Source organism: Streptomyces sp. NPDC054834, assembly GCF_053611185.1.
The window spans coordinates 39,682-54,499 of sequence record NZ_JBSGZV010000045.1; the positions used below are offsets into that span (position 1 = coordinate 39,682).

General features: G+C 66.2%; 13 protein-coding genes and 2 pseudogenes. 1 reads left to right on the forward strand and 14 read right to left on the reverse strand.

The window, feature by feature from the left end:
- Positions 1–118 precede the first annotated feature (118 nt).
- The 13 genes and pseudogenes from ACWGJM_RS39010 to ACWGJM_RS39070 form a co-directional block, all read right to left on the reverse strand.
- A pseudogene (locus ACWGJM_RS39010) lies at positions 119–1,251 on the reverse strand (ATP-binding cassette domain-containing protein).
- A gap of 42 nt (positions 1,252–1,293) precedes the next feature.
- A pseudogene (locus ACWGJM_RS39015) lies at positions 1,294–2,049 on the reverse strand (phosphate/phosphite/phosphonate ABC transporter substrate-binding protein); the annotation flags it as partial.
- 269 nt (positions 2,050–2,318) lie between these two features.
- Positions 2,319–3,236 carry an ArsR/SmtB family transcription factor gene (locus ACWGJM_RS39020; protein ID WP_453416486.1) on the reverse strand — a complete coding sequence of 306 codons (918 nt, stop codon included), beginning with the start codon at positions 3,234–3,236 and terminating at the stop codon, positions 2,319–2,321.
- A 46-nt stretch (positions 3,237–3,282) separates the two neighbouring features.
- A complete protein-coding gene (locus tag ACWGJM_RS39025; protein WP_453416487.1) occupies positions 3,283–4,101 on the reverse strand; it encodes a hypothetical protein in 819 nt (272 codons plus the stop codon).
- A 2-nt stretch (positions 4,102–4,103) separates the two neighbouring features.
- On the reverse strand, positions 4,104–5,252 hold the full coding sequence (locus tag ACWGJM_RS39030) for a phosphonoacetaldehyde reductase (protein ID WP_453416488.1): 1,149 nt from the start codon (positions 5,250–5,252) through the stop codon (positions 4,104–4,106).
- Positions 5,249–6,391 (reverse strand): phosphonopyruvate decarboxylase, encoded by a 1,143-nt coding sequence (gene aepY, locus ACWGJM_RS39035; RefSeq protein WP_453416489.1) that lies wholly within the window; start codon positions 6,389–6,391, stop codon positions 5,249–5,251. The genes ACWGJM_RS39030 and aepY overlap by 4 nt, the downstream gene beginning before the upstream one ends.
- Positions 6,388–7,695, reverse strand: coding sequence for a phosphoenolpyruvate mutase (aepX, locus tag ACWGJM_RS39040; RefSeq protein WP_453416490.1), 1,308 nt, complete (start codon positions 7,693–7,695; stop codon positions 6,388–6,390). Before aepX ends, aepY begins: the two co-directional genes overlap by 4 nt.
- A 29-nt stretch (positions 7,696–7,724) precedes the next feature.
- Entirely contained in the window at positions 7,725–8,720 is a 996-nt protein-coding gene (locus ACWGJM_RS39045) for a FomB family phosphonate monophosphate kinase (protein WP_453416491.1), read from the reverse strand.
- Between the two features lie 12 nt (positions 8,721–8,732).
- Positions 8,733–9,533 carry an amino acid kinase family protein gene (locus ACWGJM_RS39050; RefSeq protein ID WP_453416492.1) on the reverse strand — a complete coding sequence of 267 codons (801 nt, stop codon included), beginning with the start codon at positions 9,531–9,533 and terminating at the stop codon, positions 8,733–8,735.
- Positions 9,530–10,171 (reverse strand): DUF402 domain-containing protein, encoded by a 642-nt coding sequence (locus ACWGJM_RS39055; protein ID WP_453416493.1) that lies wholly within the window; start codon positions 10,169–10,171, stop codon positions 9,530–9,532. The genes ACWGJM_RS39050 and ACWGJM_RS39055 overlap by 4 nt, the downstream gene beginning before the upstream one ends.
- An 83-nt stretch (positions 10,172–10,254) precedes the next feature.
- Positions 10,255–10,851: a helix-turn-helix domain-containing protein gene (locus ACWGJM_RS39060; RefSeq protein WP_453416494.1), complete on the reverse strand. Its 597-nt coding sequence runs from the start codon at positions 10,849–10,851 to the stop codon at positions 10,255–10,257.
- 16 nt (positions 10,852–10,867) lie between these two features.
- Positions 10,868–12,493: a B12-binding domain-containing radical SAM protein gene (locus ACWGJM_RS39065; RefSeq protein WP_453416495.1), complete on the reverse strand. Its 1,626-nt coding sequence runs from the start codon at positions 12,491–12,493 to the stop codon at positions 10,868–10,870.
- Positions 12,494–12,664: 171 nt separating this feature from the next.
- The gene (locus ACWGJM_RS39070) at positions 12,665–13,162 is read right to left on the reverse strand and encodes a hypothetical protein (protein WP_453416496.1); all 498 of its coding nucleotides are present in this window, start codon (positions 13,160–13,162) and stop codon (positions 12,665–12,667) included.
- A gap of 20 nt (positions 13,163–13,182) precedes the next feature.
- Between ACWGJM_RS39070 and ACWGJM_RS39075 the strand changes: the two genes are divergently transcribed.
- The gene (locus ACWGJM_RS39075) at positions 13,183–13,434 is read left to right on the forward strand and encodes a hypothetical protein (protein ID WP_453416497.1); all 252 of its coding nucleotides are present in this window, start codon (positions 13,183–13,185) and stop codon (positions 13,432–13,434) included.
- A gap of 155 nt (positions 13,435–13,589) precedes the next feature.
- On the opposite strand, the gene ACWGJM_RS39080 is transcribed toward ACWGJM_RS39075, so the two are convergent.
- On the reverse strand, positions 13,590–14,624 hold the full coding sequence (locus tag ACWGJM_RS39080) for an FkbO/Hyg5 family chorismatase (RefSeq protein WP_453416498.1): 1,035 nt from the start codon (positions 14,622–14,624) through the stop codon (positions 13,590–13,592).
- Between the last annotated feature and the right edge of the window lie 194 nt (positions 14,625–14,818).

A 14,818-nucleotide genomic window follows, 5' to 3' on the forward strand; every position in this document is an offset into this window, starting at 1 on the left:
ATTCCCGCGAGGTATCAGCAAGCTGGCAGCAGGATTGGATCACGGTCGGTTGCCGTCTGCCCACGGATTCGCATCTCACCGAACATCGCCAGCAACACCGCCGGACGTCGGCGCGTCCTCACGAACGCAGGCTGAGGCAGCTCAGAGGGACACTCAGGACGAGAGACAGCAACGTCGCGCAGAGTGCCGTCGACAGGGTCTCGTAGGCCAGTCGCACCACTTCGGCGGCCGGTGGGAGGTCCAGGGGGAGCATCCGGCCGGTCAAGGTCACCGCGTTGTGAGCGCCGTCAACCAGCGTCGCCACATTGATGCGCAGGTCGACGACGGCCCAGCAGGCCGTGACGGTTAGCGTGAGCAGACTCAGATGGGGCAGCGCCTGCCCGCGGGGCCGGACGCGGAGTCCGGCCCCGCGGGGTGCCGTCGGAGCAGGAGTGTCGTAGATCTTCATGGGGGTGTTCATGACTCCGCACCGGCGAGCAGCACCGAGCTCGTCACCGCCTTGGTAGATACGGCCGATGTCCGCGCGGCTGACCTGCCGGGCGTCGGCGTCGAGCACCACACGGCCGGCGTTCAGGCCGATGACGCGGTCCGCCCAGGTCAGTGCGGCGTCCACCTGGTGCAGTGTGCAGATGGTGGTGAGTCCTTCGGTGCGTCCGATGTCCGCCAGCAGCAGCATGATCTGCTCCGAGGACCGCGGATCCAGCGAGCTGACGGGCTCATCGGCGAGCAGGATGCGCGGCTGTTGCATCAGGGCGCGTGTCACACCGACACGTTGCTGCTGCCCCCCGGAGAGAGTGTCGGTCCGCTGGAAGGCCTGGTCCGCGAGGCCCACCCGGTCCAGCTGGGCCAGAGCCTGCTCACGCAGTTTCCGCGGGTACATGAGCAGTCCGGAACGCGGTCCGCGCAGTCGGCTCAGTGCCCCCGTGCAGGCGTTCTCCAGGGCGCTTCTGCTGCCCACCAGGCCGTAGTCCTGGAAGATAAGCCCACCTGCCGGCGCAGGGCGCGCAGACCCGCCTTCCCCGATCGGCTCGGATCGGTGCGGAGCACGTTCACGGCACCGGACGTGGGCGTCTGTAGGCCGTTGAGCAGCTTCAGCAGCGTCGACTTTCCGGAACCGGAGGAGCCCAGCAGGGCGACGAACTGCCCCGGCGGAACGTCGAAGGAGACGCCGTCCAGGGTGCGCACTTCCCCGTCCCGCCCCGCGAACGCCTTGCCCACTCCCATCAGGCGAATAACCGGATCTTCGTTCATCGGCCTCTCCCGAACCCCTCCACGGATGTCACGCGTCCCCGGCTAGTCGGCGACGCCCTGGCCCTCCCCGACTCGACGGCACACGTCGCGCTCGCTGTCGAAGTCTGCGTCGTCCGTGGGGACGAAGTCCCAGTAGCCGTCGATCTCGCAGCCGTCGCCCGAGCAGAAGTCGTGCTGACCGAGGTAGTCGGCGTTGGCCTTGGTTCGGAACGCCTGAGTGGTCCTCTTCTTGAGGTCCGGAACAAGGTCGTCGCTCACGGTGAGCGGCGACCCGGGGATCACGTCGGATTTCCAGAGGACCTCGAAATCACCGGCCTTCGCCTGGCCCCGCTCGATGAGAAGTTTGTCGATCATCCCGTCGTACGCGAATCCCGCGTCGCACTGGCCGCTCAGCACCGCGAGCGCGGAGGCGTCGTGCCCACCCGCCATGATTGGCTTGATGTCCTTCTCGTTCAGCCCAGCCTTTTTGAGCCCCGCCATGGGGTAGAGGTAGCCGGACGTGGAGGTGGGGGCGACGAAGCAGACCTTCTTCCCCTTGAAGCCCGCGAGATCCTTCACCTTCGAGTCGCGCCTGACGATCGCGTACGACCGGTATCCCGCGCCCGCGCCCTCGGTCTTGACCTGCGCCGCGATCGAAGTGACCTTCACACCGCTGCTCCGGGCCACGACGTACGAAAGCGGGCCGTGCATCGCGATGTCGATCTTGCCTGCTCTCTGCCCCTCGATGACGGACGGGTACGTCGTCGCCTTCTCTATGCGCACCTTCCGCCCGGTTTCCTTCTCCAGCATCTTGGCGAGGGGCGCGTACTCGGTCTACACACTGGAGGAACTCTCGTCGGGCACGGTGGCTAGGACCAGTTCCTCCGGATCGCGGCCCTTGCCGGTATCACCCCCGCTCCCGGTCGTGGCCGCGCTGGATCCGCACGCCGCCAGCTCCAGACTCAGGGCAAGTGCCGCCGTACCTTTCGATTGACTGCGACTTGTCGTTGATGCCGATTCCCGCACGGGACACGTCGACCCCCCTGTTCCGATTTCAGATGCGAAGCAAACATTCGTGTGAGTGCGTGTCAAAGGCCCAGTTGCCTCAGCAGAGCAAGACCGCTCTGGTCGAGCTCGTAGAAGACCCGCCCACCCAGCCGCTGTTTCCAGACGATCCCCGTGTGGTTCAGGACGGCCAGGTGCTGGGAAACGGTGCTCTTGGCCATGCCCAGCGCCTCCGCCACCGCGGTCGTCGTCCGTGGTGCGTCCAGCGCGCGGACCACCTGCGCGCGGCCTTTGCCGAGCAGCAGCGCGAGTCGGTCCTCCGTCGGCCGGGCGGGTTCACGGGCCGTGAACACATGGAAGTACCCGGTCGCGCGCGCCTGGTACGACATGGCCACCACGTCGCGTTCCTCAAGTAACAGCCGGATGTCGCCCGCGAACACCGTCGGCACGAGGAGCAGCTTGGAGCGGGAGACGGTGACATCCAGGTCCCGGTGGTACGGCGCCGTCAGCACGGGCCGCGACCATGCGATGCGACCGCCCAGCTCGGCGAGCATGGGCTCTACTCCCGCGACGGCGAGCGTGCGGCCGCGAAAGAGCATCTCCTCCTCCAGCGAGGACCGGATGGATTTCCAGTGCGGTGCGACAGCCCACTCCCAGTACTCCTCCAGTGCCGTGAGGAGACGGTCCGCGGCCGGATCGCCAGCGTTCTCCTTCCGCACGTAGGCCAGTTCCGCGGCCAGGGTCGTGCGAGCCGGGTCGGGCACCGGCACGAAGCCCGGCGGGAAGAGCGGCGGGTCCGCCCGCCGCAGCGGCTCCACCAACGTCCGTACGAGCGCCTGGGGCAGCCTGGCCCGGACGCGCCGACCCCAGTCCGTGTACGGCGAGGGTGCCGTCCCCCGGTATCGGGCCAGGATGCCGAGGCTTCCGATGGTCTCCCACAGGGGGCTGAAGGCGAGCCGTATGGTGCTCAGGCTCGCGTCGTCGAGGCTGAGGCGTATCACGAGGCAACCGCCCCGGCCGCTCGGTGTCGCCGCTGGACGGTCCGCGTCAGCACACCGACACCCGCATCGCGATGTCCTGGCACGTCGTCAGTACCTGCTTGATCCACGGCCTGGGGTCGTCCAGGTCGTAGCCCTGCATCGTCTCGATCTGCCAGTAGCGGTCGAACGAGAACCCTTCGGGCGCAGAGGCCCGGAACCGGTTGGGCCGCCACTTCGGGAGGTGGATTCCGTACTCCCCCTCGGCCTCCAGCAGGACGTCGATGGCGTGTCCGAAGGCCATCCGGGCGGACAGCGTGGCGCTCTCCAGGTCGTAGGCCTCCATCTGTCCGAGAGCGTCCTCGACCGCGTCGTCCGCGGCGCCGAGGGAGCGGACAACGGCGAAGGAACGGAACGCGGAGTCCACCAGCCGCATACGCGTCCTTTCGATCCAGTCCTCGCCGAGGATCGGGAAGCTGGTCCCTAGGTTGGCCAGCAGCAACTCCTCGACGCGGGTCAGCGTCTCCTCGGTGATGCGGCCACCCTCGTACGCATCCCAGGAGATCTTCGACAGGACCTGACCGATCTGATGCTCCAGCCAGTAGGTGACCTCCCTGCGCCTGTCCTTGCGGTAGAAGACCTCACTGCGCACATACGGCGGGTCGAGGGGCACGGCGCTGGATCCGCTGGTGGACGAGACGTGTTCGGCGGCCGTGACGACGTAGATGTCGAAGTCGCTGCGGGCGTTGTGCCATCCTCGGGCTGCGGATCCGACCACGAACGCCGCGACGACCCCCGCAGGAATGAGGCCGCGCTTCTGGAGCGGGGCCAGCCAGTCCGTCACCGGACCACGGGTCTCCGGGCTCGTTCTCCCGTACGGGCTCAGCATGCTCAGGAACACCTCGTCAGAAGGTCGGTGAGTTCATTCCCGGAGAAGTGGACCGGGTTGTTCCGGAGCCGCTCCGTGTTCACGGCGGCAGCCAGCTCCCGTACTTCGGACGCGGTGCTCACCCCCACTTCGGGCAGACTCATCGCCAGCCCGATGCGGCGTCCCAGGGCGACGAAGCGACGGCTCGACTCGGCCGGACAGGAGGCACCCAGCACTCCTGCGATGTCCTCCAGGGCCCGCCGGTGCTCCGACAACCGGACGGACGGCCGCAGGTCCGCAGCGCCCGCCCGGGCGTGCGCGTCCAGGAAGGCGCCAAGGGTCAGCGCCACCGCGTGACCGTGGCTCACCCCGTAGCGGCAGGTCATCCGGTACGACAGCGCGTGCGCGGCGGTCGTCCTGGAGCGGTTGATGGCACGCCCCACAAGATGGCTGCCCACCGCCATGGAGCGCGCGGCACCCGCGTGCGGAGCCGCGACGAACTCCTCGACGCCGGCCACCACTAGCCGCAGACCGCGGAGGGCCAGGCTCCGGCTCTCGCGGCTGCCGTGCACAGCCCACAGGCTCTCGATCCCCTGCGCGATGGCATCCGCTGCGGACGTGGCGCGCTGATAGGCGGAGCCGCTCTCGCTGAGCGCCGGGTCGATGACCGCGACGTCCGGCAGCAACCCCGCGCCGGCCACCGAGTACTTCTCGTCGCCGATGTAGACCACGGCGAAGTGAGTGGCCTCACTGCCCGAACCCGCGGTAGTCGGTGTCAGGACGAGCTTCATACGTCGTACGTCGGTCCCGGCTCCGGACCGGACGCGGTCCCCGAGGTCCGCGCGGGGCACGCCCTCCAGCACACAGAGCAGCTTGGCCATGTCCATGGCGCTGCCACCGCCCACGCCGACGACGGCGTCGGGACGCATCTCCTCGACCACCTCGAGCCCCTGCGCCAGCTCGTGGATGTCCGGATTGGGGGAGAAGTCGTGCCAGCACCGGACCCGGGTCCGTCGGCCGAACGACGTCAGCATCCGCGACGCGCCCGAGGCCGCAAACGAACGGGCACCGTGCACCACGAGCACCTTGTTTGCGGGCAACCCCTCCACCAGCTGCGGCACCGATGCGATGGCACCCTGACCGTACCGGACGACGGGATCACGCGGACTCACGACGAGGCCACCCGCTCCGCCAGCGCCCGCATGACCGCCGCCCTGCTCTCGGCCGGCGTGGCACTGGGACGCCCGAGGTCGGCGCGGCTGCCCGGCCTGACGCGGATCTCCAGCAGCGCGGGGCCGCCGGTCTCCCGCAGCCCGGCCAGCTCCCGCGGCAGGGCGTCGAGGCAGGACAGGGTGGACGCGCGCCGGTAACCGCAGTCCACGGCCAGCGCCGGCACGTCCACCTGGCCGATCGAGGTGGGCTGGCCTCCGACGCTGTCGTGCACCCCGTTGTTGAAGACGACGTGGAAGTAGGAGCGAGGGGCGTGTTCCGCGATGACGGGCAGCGCGCCTAGGTGCATGAGGAGCGAACCGTCTCCGTCCAGGCACCACACCTCGCGCTCCCGCTCCTGGAGCGCGATGCCCAGGGCGACCGAACTGGCGTGTCCCATGCCGCCCACGGTGAGGAAGTCAAGCCCCGCCACGCTTCCGGTCCTCTCACGGTATTCGTACAGCTCGCGGCTGAGCATGCCTGTACTGGACACCACCACCTGCCCGGAGCCCAGCTCCGCGGTCAGCGCGTTCAGCGCCTCCTCCCGCGTGGGCAGTGCGGACTCTGGCTCGGGGACCGAGGTCCCGGCCTGGCCGAAGGTCCCTTTCTCCACCAGCAAGACGTAAGGGGTGCCGGACGCGACGGAGTGCGCGGCCGCCTTCCGGACGGCCTCGGCGGCCATGTCCTCCTCGCCGGGCAGCACCGACCAGGGCAGCTCGAGAGCGTCCAGCAGCGCCGGCATGATCCGACCCTGCTTGCGGTGCTGCGGTTCGTCGGGCACTCCCGGCTGCCCCCGCCAACCGGTCAGCAGGATCATCGGAATGCCGTACACCTCGGGGTCCGCCAGTGAGACGAGCGGGTTGACCGCGTTGCCGATGCCGGAGTTCTGCAGGTACACCAGCGCCGGCGTCCCCGTGCGCAGATAGTGACCGATGGCCATGGCGACGGAGTTGCCCTCGTTCGCGGCGATCACATGCCCTGCGCCGGATCCCGCGCCGCTGACGTACGCGTTGAACTCTTTGAGCAGGCTGTCCGGAACCCCGCAGAACAGCGACACGCCCTCTGCTGCCAGCTGCCCGGCGAAGGCCTCGGGGCGAATCATGCGGCGTTCTCCGGGATGATCGCCAGAGCCTCCTTGATCGAGGCGAGCATGGGTTCGGCCTCGTAGGCGCGACCGTGTTGCAGGATCGAGTTGGCGACCTTGGTCATCTGTGGGTAGACCGCGCGCATGAGGTGGTTGGCGTAGATCACCATGTTCACACCGGCGTCGACGAGTTCGGTCTCGCGGACGCTGCTGTAACTGGTTGGGACCACCACCAGCGGTATCCGGCGGGACATCTTGTTGAAATGCTTGCAGAACTCGAATATCTCCGAGGGTTCCGGCTGCCGGCTGTGGATCATGATGCCGTCGGCGCCAGCGTCGACATACGCTTCCGCGCGGTGCACGGCGTCGTCCATCCCCTTTTCGAGGATCAGGCTTTCGATGCGCGCGATGACCATGAAGTCATCGGTGATCTGGGAGCGCTTGCCGATGCGGATGCGCTCGCAGAAGTCCTGCACGCCGGCCTGGGTCTGCGGGACGCCGGTCCCGAACAGGGAGTTGCGCTTAAGCCCCTCCTTGTCCTCGATGATGACCGCCGAGACGCCGAGCCGCTCCAGGGAGCGCACCCGGAAGCCGAAGTGCTCCGGTTTGCCGCCGGTGTCGCCGTCGAACACGAGCGGCTTGGTGGTGACCTCGAAGAGTTCGTTCACCGTCTGCAGCCGCGCGGAGATGTCGACGGCCTCGATGTCCGGCTTGCCCCGGGCAATGGAGTCGGTCAGGGACGACGACCACATGCCGTCGAACTCCCGGGTCCGGTTGTCGACGACGGTTTTGGAGTTCTCGATGATGAGACCCGTCAGGCCGTTGTGCACCTCGAGGATCCGCACGATGTCCTTGCTGTCCAGCAGTCGGCGGAGCCTGGACAGGCGGACGTTCGGTGTGGTGCCGATCTCCTTGACGGACGCGTTGAGACCAGTGGAGGAGATGCCCGGCGTATAGGGAATCTCGACCAGCTTTCCGCCCCACTCCCCCAGGACCTCGATCACCCGCTCGCGGGTGTGCCTCTGCACACCCGTCTGCCAGTCGTCACCGTGGACGACGAAATCGGGCCGCATCATGCGGAGGTTCTCGGCGTAGTCCAGGGTTCTCTGCGGCACCACGGCGGCTACCCCCTTCAGGTTCTCCACGACCGCCTTTCGCTGTTCGTACGTCATGTGCGGTAGCCGCTTGTAACTGGCGATGGCGGCATCGGTCAGTAGACCGATGGTGATGTCGCCCAGCTCCGCGGCATTGCGGATGATGTTGATGTGGCCCGGATGGATCAGGTCGGCACTCATCCCGACGTAGACGATCGGCTTCTTCACGGTGAAATCCCCCCTGATAAGTAATTGCGTCATTCGGCAAGCTGCTTGAGCGCCGCAGTCCGGGCTTCCCGGTCCAGCATGTCCACATTGGCTCGGTAGCACTGTGCTCCCTCGACCAGCTCCGTCAGCTGCCTGCGCATCCGGGTGAGGGACTCGACGTAGGCGTCGAAATGACTGCCGAGATGGGCCAGCAGGTCGTCCTTGAGGCCGTAGGCGGTGACCGCGAAGGAGAACTGCTCCATGAAGGTCCCGGCCGCCGCCGGGGAGATCGGAGTGAGCCCCTGAGGGGACCCGGGGTCGTAGTCGACGACAACGACGTTCCGTACCCATGCGCTGCTGATCTGCGGACTGTCGAAGAGTGTCGAGGAGTCCGTGACGTAGTCGCCCGACTCCATGTGTACCGTCAGGTCGTGCTTGTCGATCAGTTCGCCGAAGCACTTGTCGCGGCGTACGCGTATCGAGGACGGGACGCCGTACGCGACCCCGTCCCGCACCAGCGTATGGGTGTTAGTGAGGAACCGGGCCCCGTTCAGGCACGCCTGGGCGAGGAAGACGGTCTTTCCCGCCCCGTTCCGCCCGATCAGCAGGGTCGCCCCCGCGCCGGGCAGCTCGAATCCCGCCGCCTTCAGGTGCAGGAAGCCGTGATCAGCGGAGAAGATGGTCAGGATGTGCTTGACGAAATAGGGCCAGACTGTCTTCTCGAGCGCTCTGCCGAACACATAGAACGTGCGGCCCGCCGTGATCAGATGGGCTGGCTCACCGAAATAGTGGACAAGGTAGTAGCCGGCCTTGAAGCGCTTGCCCCGGAAAGTTTTGTCCACGTTGTCGGCATAGAGCTCGACCGAAATCTCGTCACGGTCCAGATCGATGCAGACAACCTCGTAGTCGGCCGTCGCCCCGTCGTCCTCGCTGAAGGACGAAAAATAGGAGTACGCGGAGAATTCTTCGAGGTTCGTGGCCAGCCTTATCTTGACCAGGTTGAGGTCGACCAGCCGACTGCTGCGTATGGTGAGCTTTTCCCTCATGGCCCGTTCCCCTTACGCGGAGGCTGTCGCGGTGATCCTGGTGGACCGCACATGCGCCGGCCAGGAAGGGAAGGGGTCGGTGAGGAAGTCCAGCTCCGCCCCGGGGGCGCCGCGCATGATGAAGCACTCGGCACCGGCCCGGGCGCATCTGATCAGGGCGTCCAGCTTGGTGTGCATGGCACCGGTGGCGTCCCACTCGCTGGTCCCCCACAGGGCGGCATACGCAGGCTCGGGAGACCACGCGTCGACCTCCGGCAGGATGTGGTCCCCGCCGGCGCCGTCTGTGATGATTCCGTCGACGTCCGTGAGGGTCACCACCCGGAGGTTCCCCTGGTCCAGGGGAAGAAGGATCTCCGGGACGCGGTCGCTGGAGAACGCCTGCAGTTGTCCGTGCTCGTCGAACAGGGCGTCGCCCGCCAGAACGGGCAGTACTCCCCGGCCGAGCAGCTCCTTGAGGAGTGAGGACCTGAGCTCCGGGGCGCCGTCCCGGAGCGTGCACATGGCCGCCAGTTGCAGGGGGAAGGCGTCCGCTCCGACCTCGCGGAGTTTCTCGGCCCATCTCTTCTTCACCTCGAACGTGGCCTCGGTCAGTCCGGCGAGCGAAAAAGCGTTCGCGACGTCGTGGTCGCGAATGGCTCCGTGGCCGAAGGCGCCGCCGCCGCTGATGAGAACCATGCGGCCCCGGTACTCCTGAGCGAGCCGGGCGAAGGTCTTGGCGAAACGCGTCACCACCGCGTCGTCCATGCTGCCTGGTTCGTCCTTGCGGGAGAACAGGCTGCCGCCCACCTTGATGGCTAAGAAATCGAGCGTCATTCCCCTAAAATCCTTTGGTCTTGGAAGTCCGTCAACGAGAGCGCGCCCCATTCGGCTGGTGCCTCCCACTGGGACCAACTCGTCTCCCACCACTGGCCGCCCTCGGCGACCTCTCTCGCGACGCTCGCCGCCTCTGCGCGTATCGCAGCGGCTTGCCGTGGGGAGAAGTGCCCGAGCCGTACTCGCCGTTCGAACTTCTCCAGGTCCTTCCACCGGCATGCCCGCGTGCCCGCCGACACGATGAGGTCGATCTCGTGGTCCAGCGTGCTGAACCCGGTGGGGGTTCTGCACAGGGGCGCCTCCAGGTTGACGTACCACTCCCGGAACGCCCCGTTCCCGGCGTCCTTGGACACCCACACGGAGTGCGCCCGCCAGGGTTGGTACAACTGCAGGACTCCGGCGCTCTGCCACCGGTCGCCGATCTGCTTCCAAGGGTGCGTGCCCCAGATGAACGTGCCGCTCCCGAAGAGGAGTTGGGTCCCATGGGACAGATAGAGGGCGACGAGCTCGGGGGTGTCGACCGCCACGCGGACGGGATACGAGATCCAGGGCCGCCCATCGAGTTCATCGCGCCGCTCGACGATCGTCCCGTGGCCGAAGCCGTGGAATTCGGTGTCCTGCTGCTCGGCTCCGGTCATCGCCCCATCTCATCCATCCGGCTACTCGGCACGTCCAGCGGGAGTCGGCCATACGGGTGGGTGGCTCCACCCATCACCGGGTGTCAGAAGTTCACGGCGATCAGCTTCGCGCTGCCCGTGCCCTTGGCCGCGGTGAAGGCGTGCGGCACATGCTCTTCCACGAACAGGCTCGCGCCGGTCGGAAGCACCGTCTCCTGAGGGTTCTTTGGGTCGCCCCACTTCATGTGGATCTCACCCTCCAGCACGAAGAGGAACTCGTTTCCGGCGTGACCCGCGTTGAACTTCGCGTCGTCGGGGTTGTCAGTCAGCACATCCACCACAAGGGGCACCAGGGAGGGCGCCCGCTTGGTGCGGACCAGGCAGTTGTAGACGTAGTAGTCGACGTTGTCCCGCACGCCCTTGAGGATCGGGCGCTCCTCGGGGAGTTGGATGATGACGCCGCCGTCGAGGTCGTTGCCGGCCGGCGGGGTCAGGGCGCCGATCGACGTACCCAGCACATCCGCGATCTGGCCCAGCCGCGTCAGCGTGAGCTCGCCGCCCTGGCCTCTCTCCCAGGCCGCGATCGTCTCCGGGGTCTCGCCGAGCAGCGAGGCCAGGGCCGCGTGATCCATCTTGACCTGCTCGCGTCGCTCCTTGAGTAGTTCGGCGAAACCCTTGCTGGCGGTCTCGGTGTTGCTCACTGCTTCCTCCCTCAGGTCAGTACTGCTCTTCGTTCCACTGCTTCTGTGGCGTGTACGCACGCTCCCGCCGCGCGTTGAAGTTTCGGTTGAACTGCGCGGCAAGTTCCGCGATCTCTTCTCCGCCCCACAGGCCGGGGACGTTGATGATCCCCTGCTTGTAGGTCATGCGGTAAAGAGACTCCTGCGGGTCCACGAAACCCTGGCGAATGCACTCACGCAGAAGTTCGGAGCCGACGATCGGCGATGCCGCGAAGAACGACGCGCTGTTGAAGCCGGCCTCCTCCGCGTAGTCGTAGGAGGCTTGCATCTCCTCGATCGTCTCGCCGGCGTTTCCGAACATCGGCGGCATGCCGATGATGAAGAACCCATGGACGTGCATCCCCAGGCTTCTGGCGTACTTGATGAGGTGCGAAGTCCGCTTGAGATTGAGCGGCTTCTTGATGAGCTCCTTGAGGACACGCTGCACACCGCTCTCGATGGCGAACGTCACCTGGTAGGCGCCGGACGCCGCCATGAGGTCGAGCAGCTCTTCGTCCATCCGCCACAGGGCCGTGCCCTGCGGGGTCGCCCACGGTAGGCCCACCTCGCGGAAGGCCCGGAAGAGCTCGCGGGCGTGGTCCATGTCGTTCGTGATGTTGTCGTCCTGAATATGGAATTCGTCGATCCCATACTCGTCGCGCAGCCGCACGACCTCGTTGACGACGTTGCCGACGCTGCGTCTGCGGAGTTTCTGGCCCCAGAAGTGCGTGGTCGTGCAGAAAGTGCAGTGCGCCGTGCAGCCGCGGCTGGTGTAGAGCTGGCCCACCCGCGAGCCGACCGTGTACGGCGACTGGTAGGCCTTGATCTCGAAGTACTTCTCCATGTTGTAGTGGTGCCAGGCGGGGAACGGGATGTGGTCCAGTTCCCCCGCCATGCTCAGCATGGGAGAGGACTTGCCGTGCTCAGGGCCTTCTGGCCGCATGGAGCTGATGAGCGGCAGTTCCGGCTTGATCTGGATATTGCCATCCCGGTCGCGCAGCGCGATGCCGTGGACCTCGTCCTCGCGCACAATACCGTTGAGGTATTCCAGCCACAGCAGGAAGGTCATCTCTCCTTCACCGAGGAACACGGCGTCGAGATTGGGGTCCTCCAGGCACGCCTTGGGGAAGTAACGCGCGTGCGCGCCGCCGATCGACGTGACGGCCTCGGGCACCACGAGGTCCGCCAGGCGGAGCAGGTTGTGCACGTTGTCGGCCTGGTTGCTGAAGATGCTGGAAATGCCGACGACGTCGGGCCCGAACTCTTTCATCACCTTGACGACGTCGTCGTCCGACAGTCCGTAGCGCAGGAACTGCTCGTCCCCCTCGACCGGCTGGGCGTTGTAGTAGCCCTCGGCGAAGACGTCGAGGATCTTGACCTCATAGTCATACTTCTCGAGGACGGCGGCGATATATCCGATACCCAGCGGATACGTGCAGCGTGGCAGGTCGTGCCGGAAGAGTGTGGCCGCCGGGTTGAGCAGCAGCACTTTCTGATAGCGCCGCCCGCCCTTCTTGCCGACGCGCTGGGGAAGATCACCCCACCTGATGGACGGCTTCCCATACAGGGCAAACTCGGTGGAGCCCAGAGAACCAATCGTCAACAGATTCTGCTTGGTACTCAAACTCGCCGCCTTCCCTTGAAGGAGCTTCGGCCAACACACAGGGCTGGCGTATGAACGATATTTCCCTGACACCGGCAAAATCGCCGACCTAGATGTCCCGACAGACCTACCCGAGCAGCCGCCACCTACCACCAGGGACGGGGATCCGGCACGGTTTCATTGTGTCGTTCCTTAGTCACAAGCGAGAAGCAGGGAGCAACGAAATACCTGCGACTGAAACACGTCAACATACTTACTCGGAGAACCGGGCGTTGTCCCGTTTGTTCCCTTTGTTGCCTGACACGTGAGTGCCATGACCGGTATCTGCCAAACGCTGAGACTTGATGTCAAGTCGCCGTCGACAGAAGTCTGCGGTACATGAGCAACGCCGCGACGAACCAATGGCAGAAGATAGGCATTATCGGCGGGCTGGGGCCGCTCGCCTGCGCTAATTTCTATATGCGCCTCGTGGAATTGACCGAGGCGGAGAGCGATCAGCAGCACCCCGAAGTCCTGGTCGAGCCCCGACATCCCCAGCTGGTAGACCATCTCCTTGCCGGCGGCCCCTCGCCGGAGGAACAGCTCAAGCGGGTGGCACGCCGGCTCCAGGTGGCCGGAGCCCAGCGCGCTGATGACCAGGTGATCCAGGTTGGCGCGGGACCCGGGGATCGCCCGGTCGTGCAGCACCACGGCGTGGCCCCGGCGTCACCGTGCGGCCCCGGAACTTCTCCCGCAGCGACTCGTCCGAGACGACCAGCGCGGCCTGCGCGATCTCCTCGCTAGAGCGCAGTTCGTCGGAGTGGAAGAAGGTGTTCGCCGGCACGGCCACCGCACCGATCCGCAGGATCGCTCAGAACGTCGCCACGAAGGCGACGCTGTCGGGCAGCGCCAGTAGCAACCCGGTCCTCGCGTCGGATGCCCAGCCTCCGCAGGGCCCCGCGGTCCGGCGCACCCGGTCGTAGACCTCGGCGTATGCGTGGCGGTGCGTGCCCTGGAGGTACGCGGTCCTCTCCAGCCAACCGCTTTGCCGCGCGCGGTGCTCCAGCCACACAGCCAGGTTGTCGAGGTCTTCGTCTGCCCGGCGACGAAGCAGCGGAGATGTGCGTGAGGGCGTTGGTCATCGGCACACTCCCTCAATCTCCACAAGCAGTTCGGGCCGACAGACGTCGACGTTGAAGTACGCGATGTCGCAGTCGCCTGAGAACGCCGACGCGCAGATATCGCGCACGACGGGGACGTGCTCGGCGTCCCGCACGTAGACCTTGACCTGGTTAAGGTCCTTCACAACGTACCCGGCGCCGCCCAGTCCGTGTCGGTCCAGGTTGTAGTTCCCGACGAGTGCCTCGATGTTGCGGAGGGTCTCCTCGGTCTGCTGTGCGATGTCACCCTGGTGCACCGTGTCGTCGCCCAGAATGCTGGCCGTACCTGAGACGAAGAGACTCCCCGTCCCCTGCCCGTTGATGTCCTTGAGGAAGGTCGCCCGTGCAAAACTCGGAGACTTCGGCCCATACCGAGACGGATACTCGTAGGCTGGCGTCTGCCGCGGATTCTCCAGATGTATGCCGCGACCCGGTTTCGCAGCGAGGAAGCAGAGGTCGACGCCCGGACTGAGCGTGCCGATTCCGGTGGCGGCCGGCAGCTGCGGAAACCGCTCGGACCAGGCAGCGAACGCCTCAGCCCGGCCGACGCAGAAGTCACGGTAGATCTCCATACCGTCCGCGTTCGGGCTGGTGATGCCGCCGATGAGGTTCCACATGCGGACCAGGTCGGTGTAGCCGCGTTCCCAGGCGAAGCGCAGGGCATTCTCGTACATGTCACGCACCCGCCCGCGGTAGACAGGCTGAGGCCCGAGGCGAACCGCGTAAAACAGGTGCTCGCCGTCCTCGGCGAAGACCGCGTCGCCAACGACGCCGGCCTGCACGGGCAGAGAGGTCCACCAGATCTCCTCGACGGGAGAGACGTACTCGTTCGCCATGTGGGTATTTAGGCGCGGGACGCCGTCAACGAGGGAGGGCTCAGCGGGCGTACCAGCAAAGTTGATCCGTCCCAAGGCGTTGCCGCGCGCCGCTCCGGCCAGCTCCGGCATTTCCGCGCCCGAAACCAGGTCGGACCACAGGCCCCCTAATCGGCCCTCGTACCGATGGATACTCATAGGTCTCCTATGCGAACGGGGTCAAGAAATATTTCTGCACGTCGTGGATGAGAAGCATGGCGCGGGCCGGGTTCGGAACCCATGCCGCTTTGTTGTCGGGCAGTTCCTTCTCGGTCGGCATTGGGCACGGGGCAATGGGGGCGAATTTTAAGTACCTACCTTCCGGTTCCTGCTATTTCATTGCTGACTTTCCT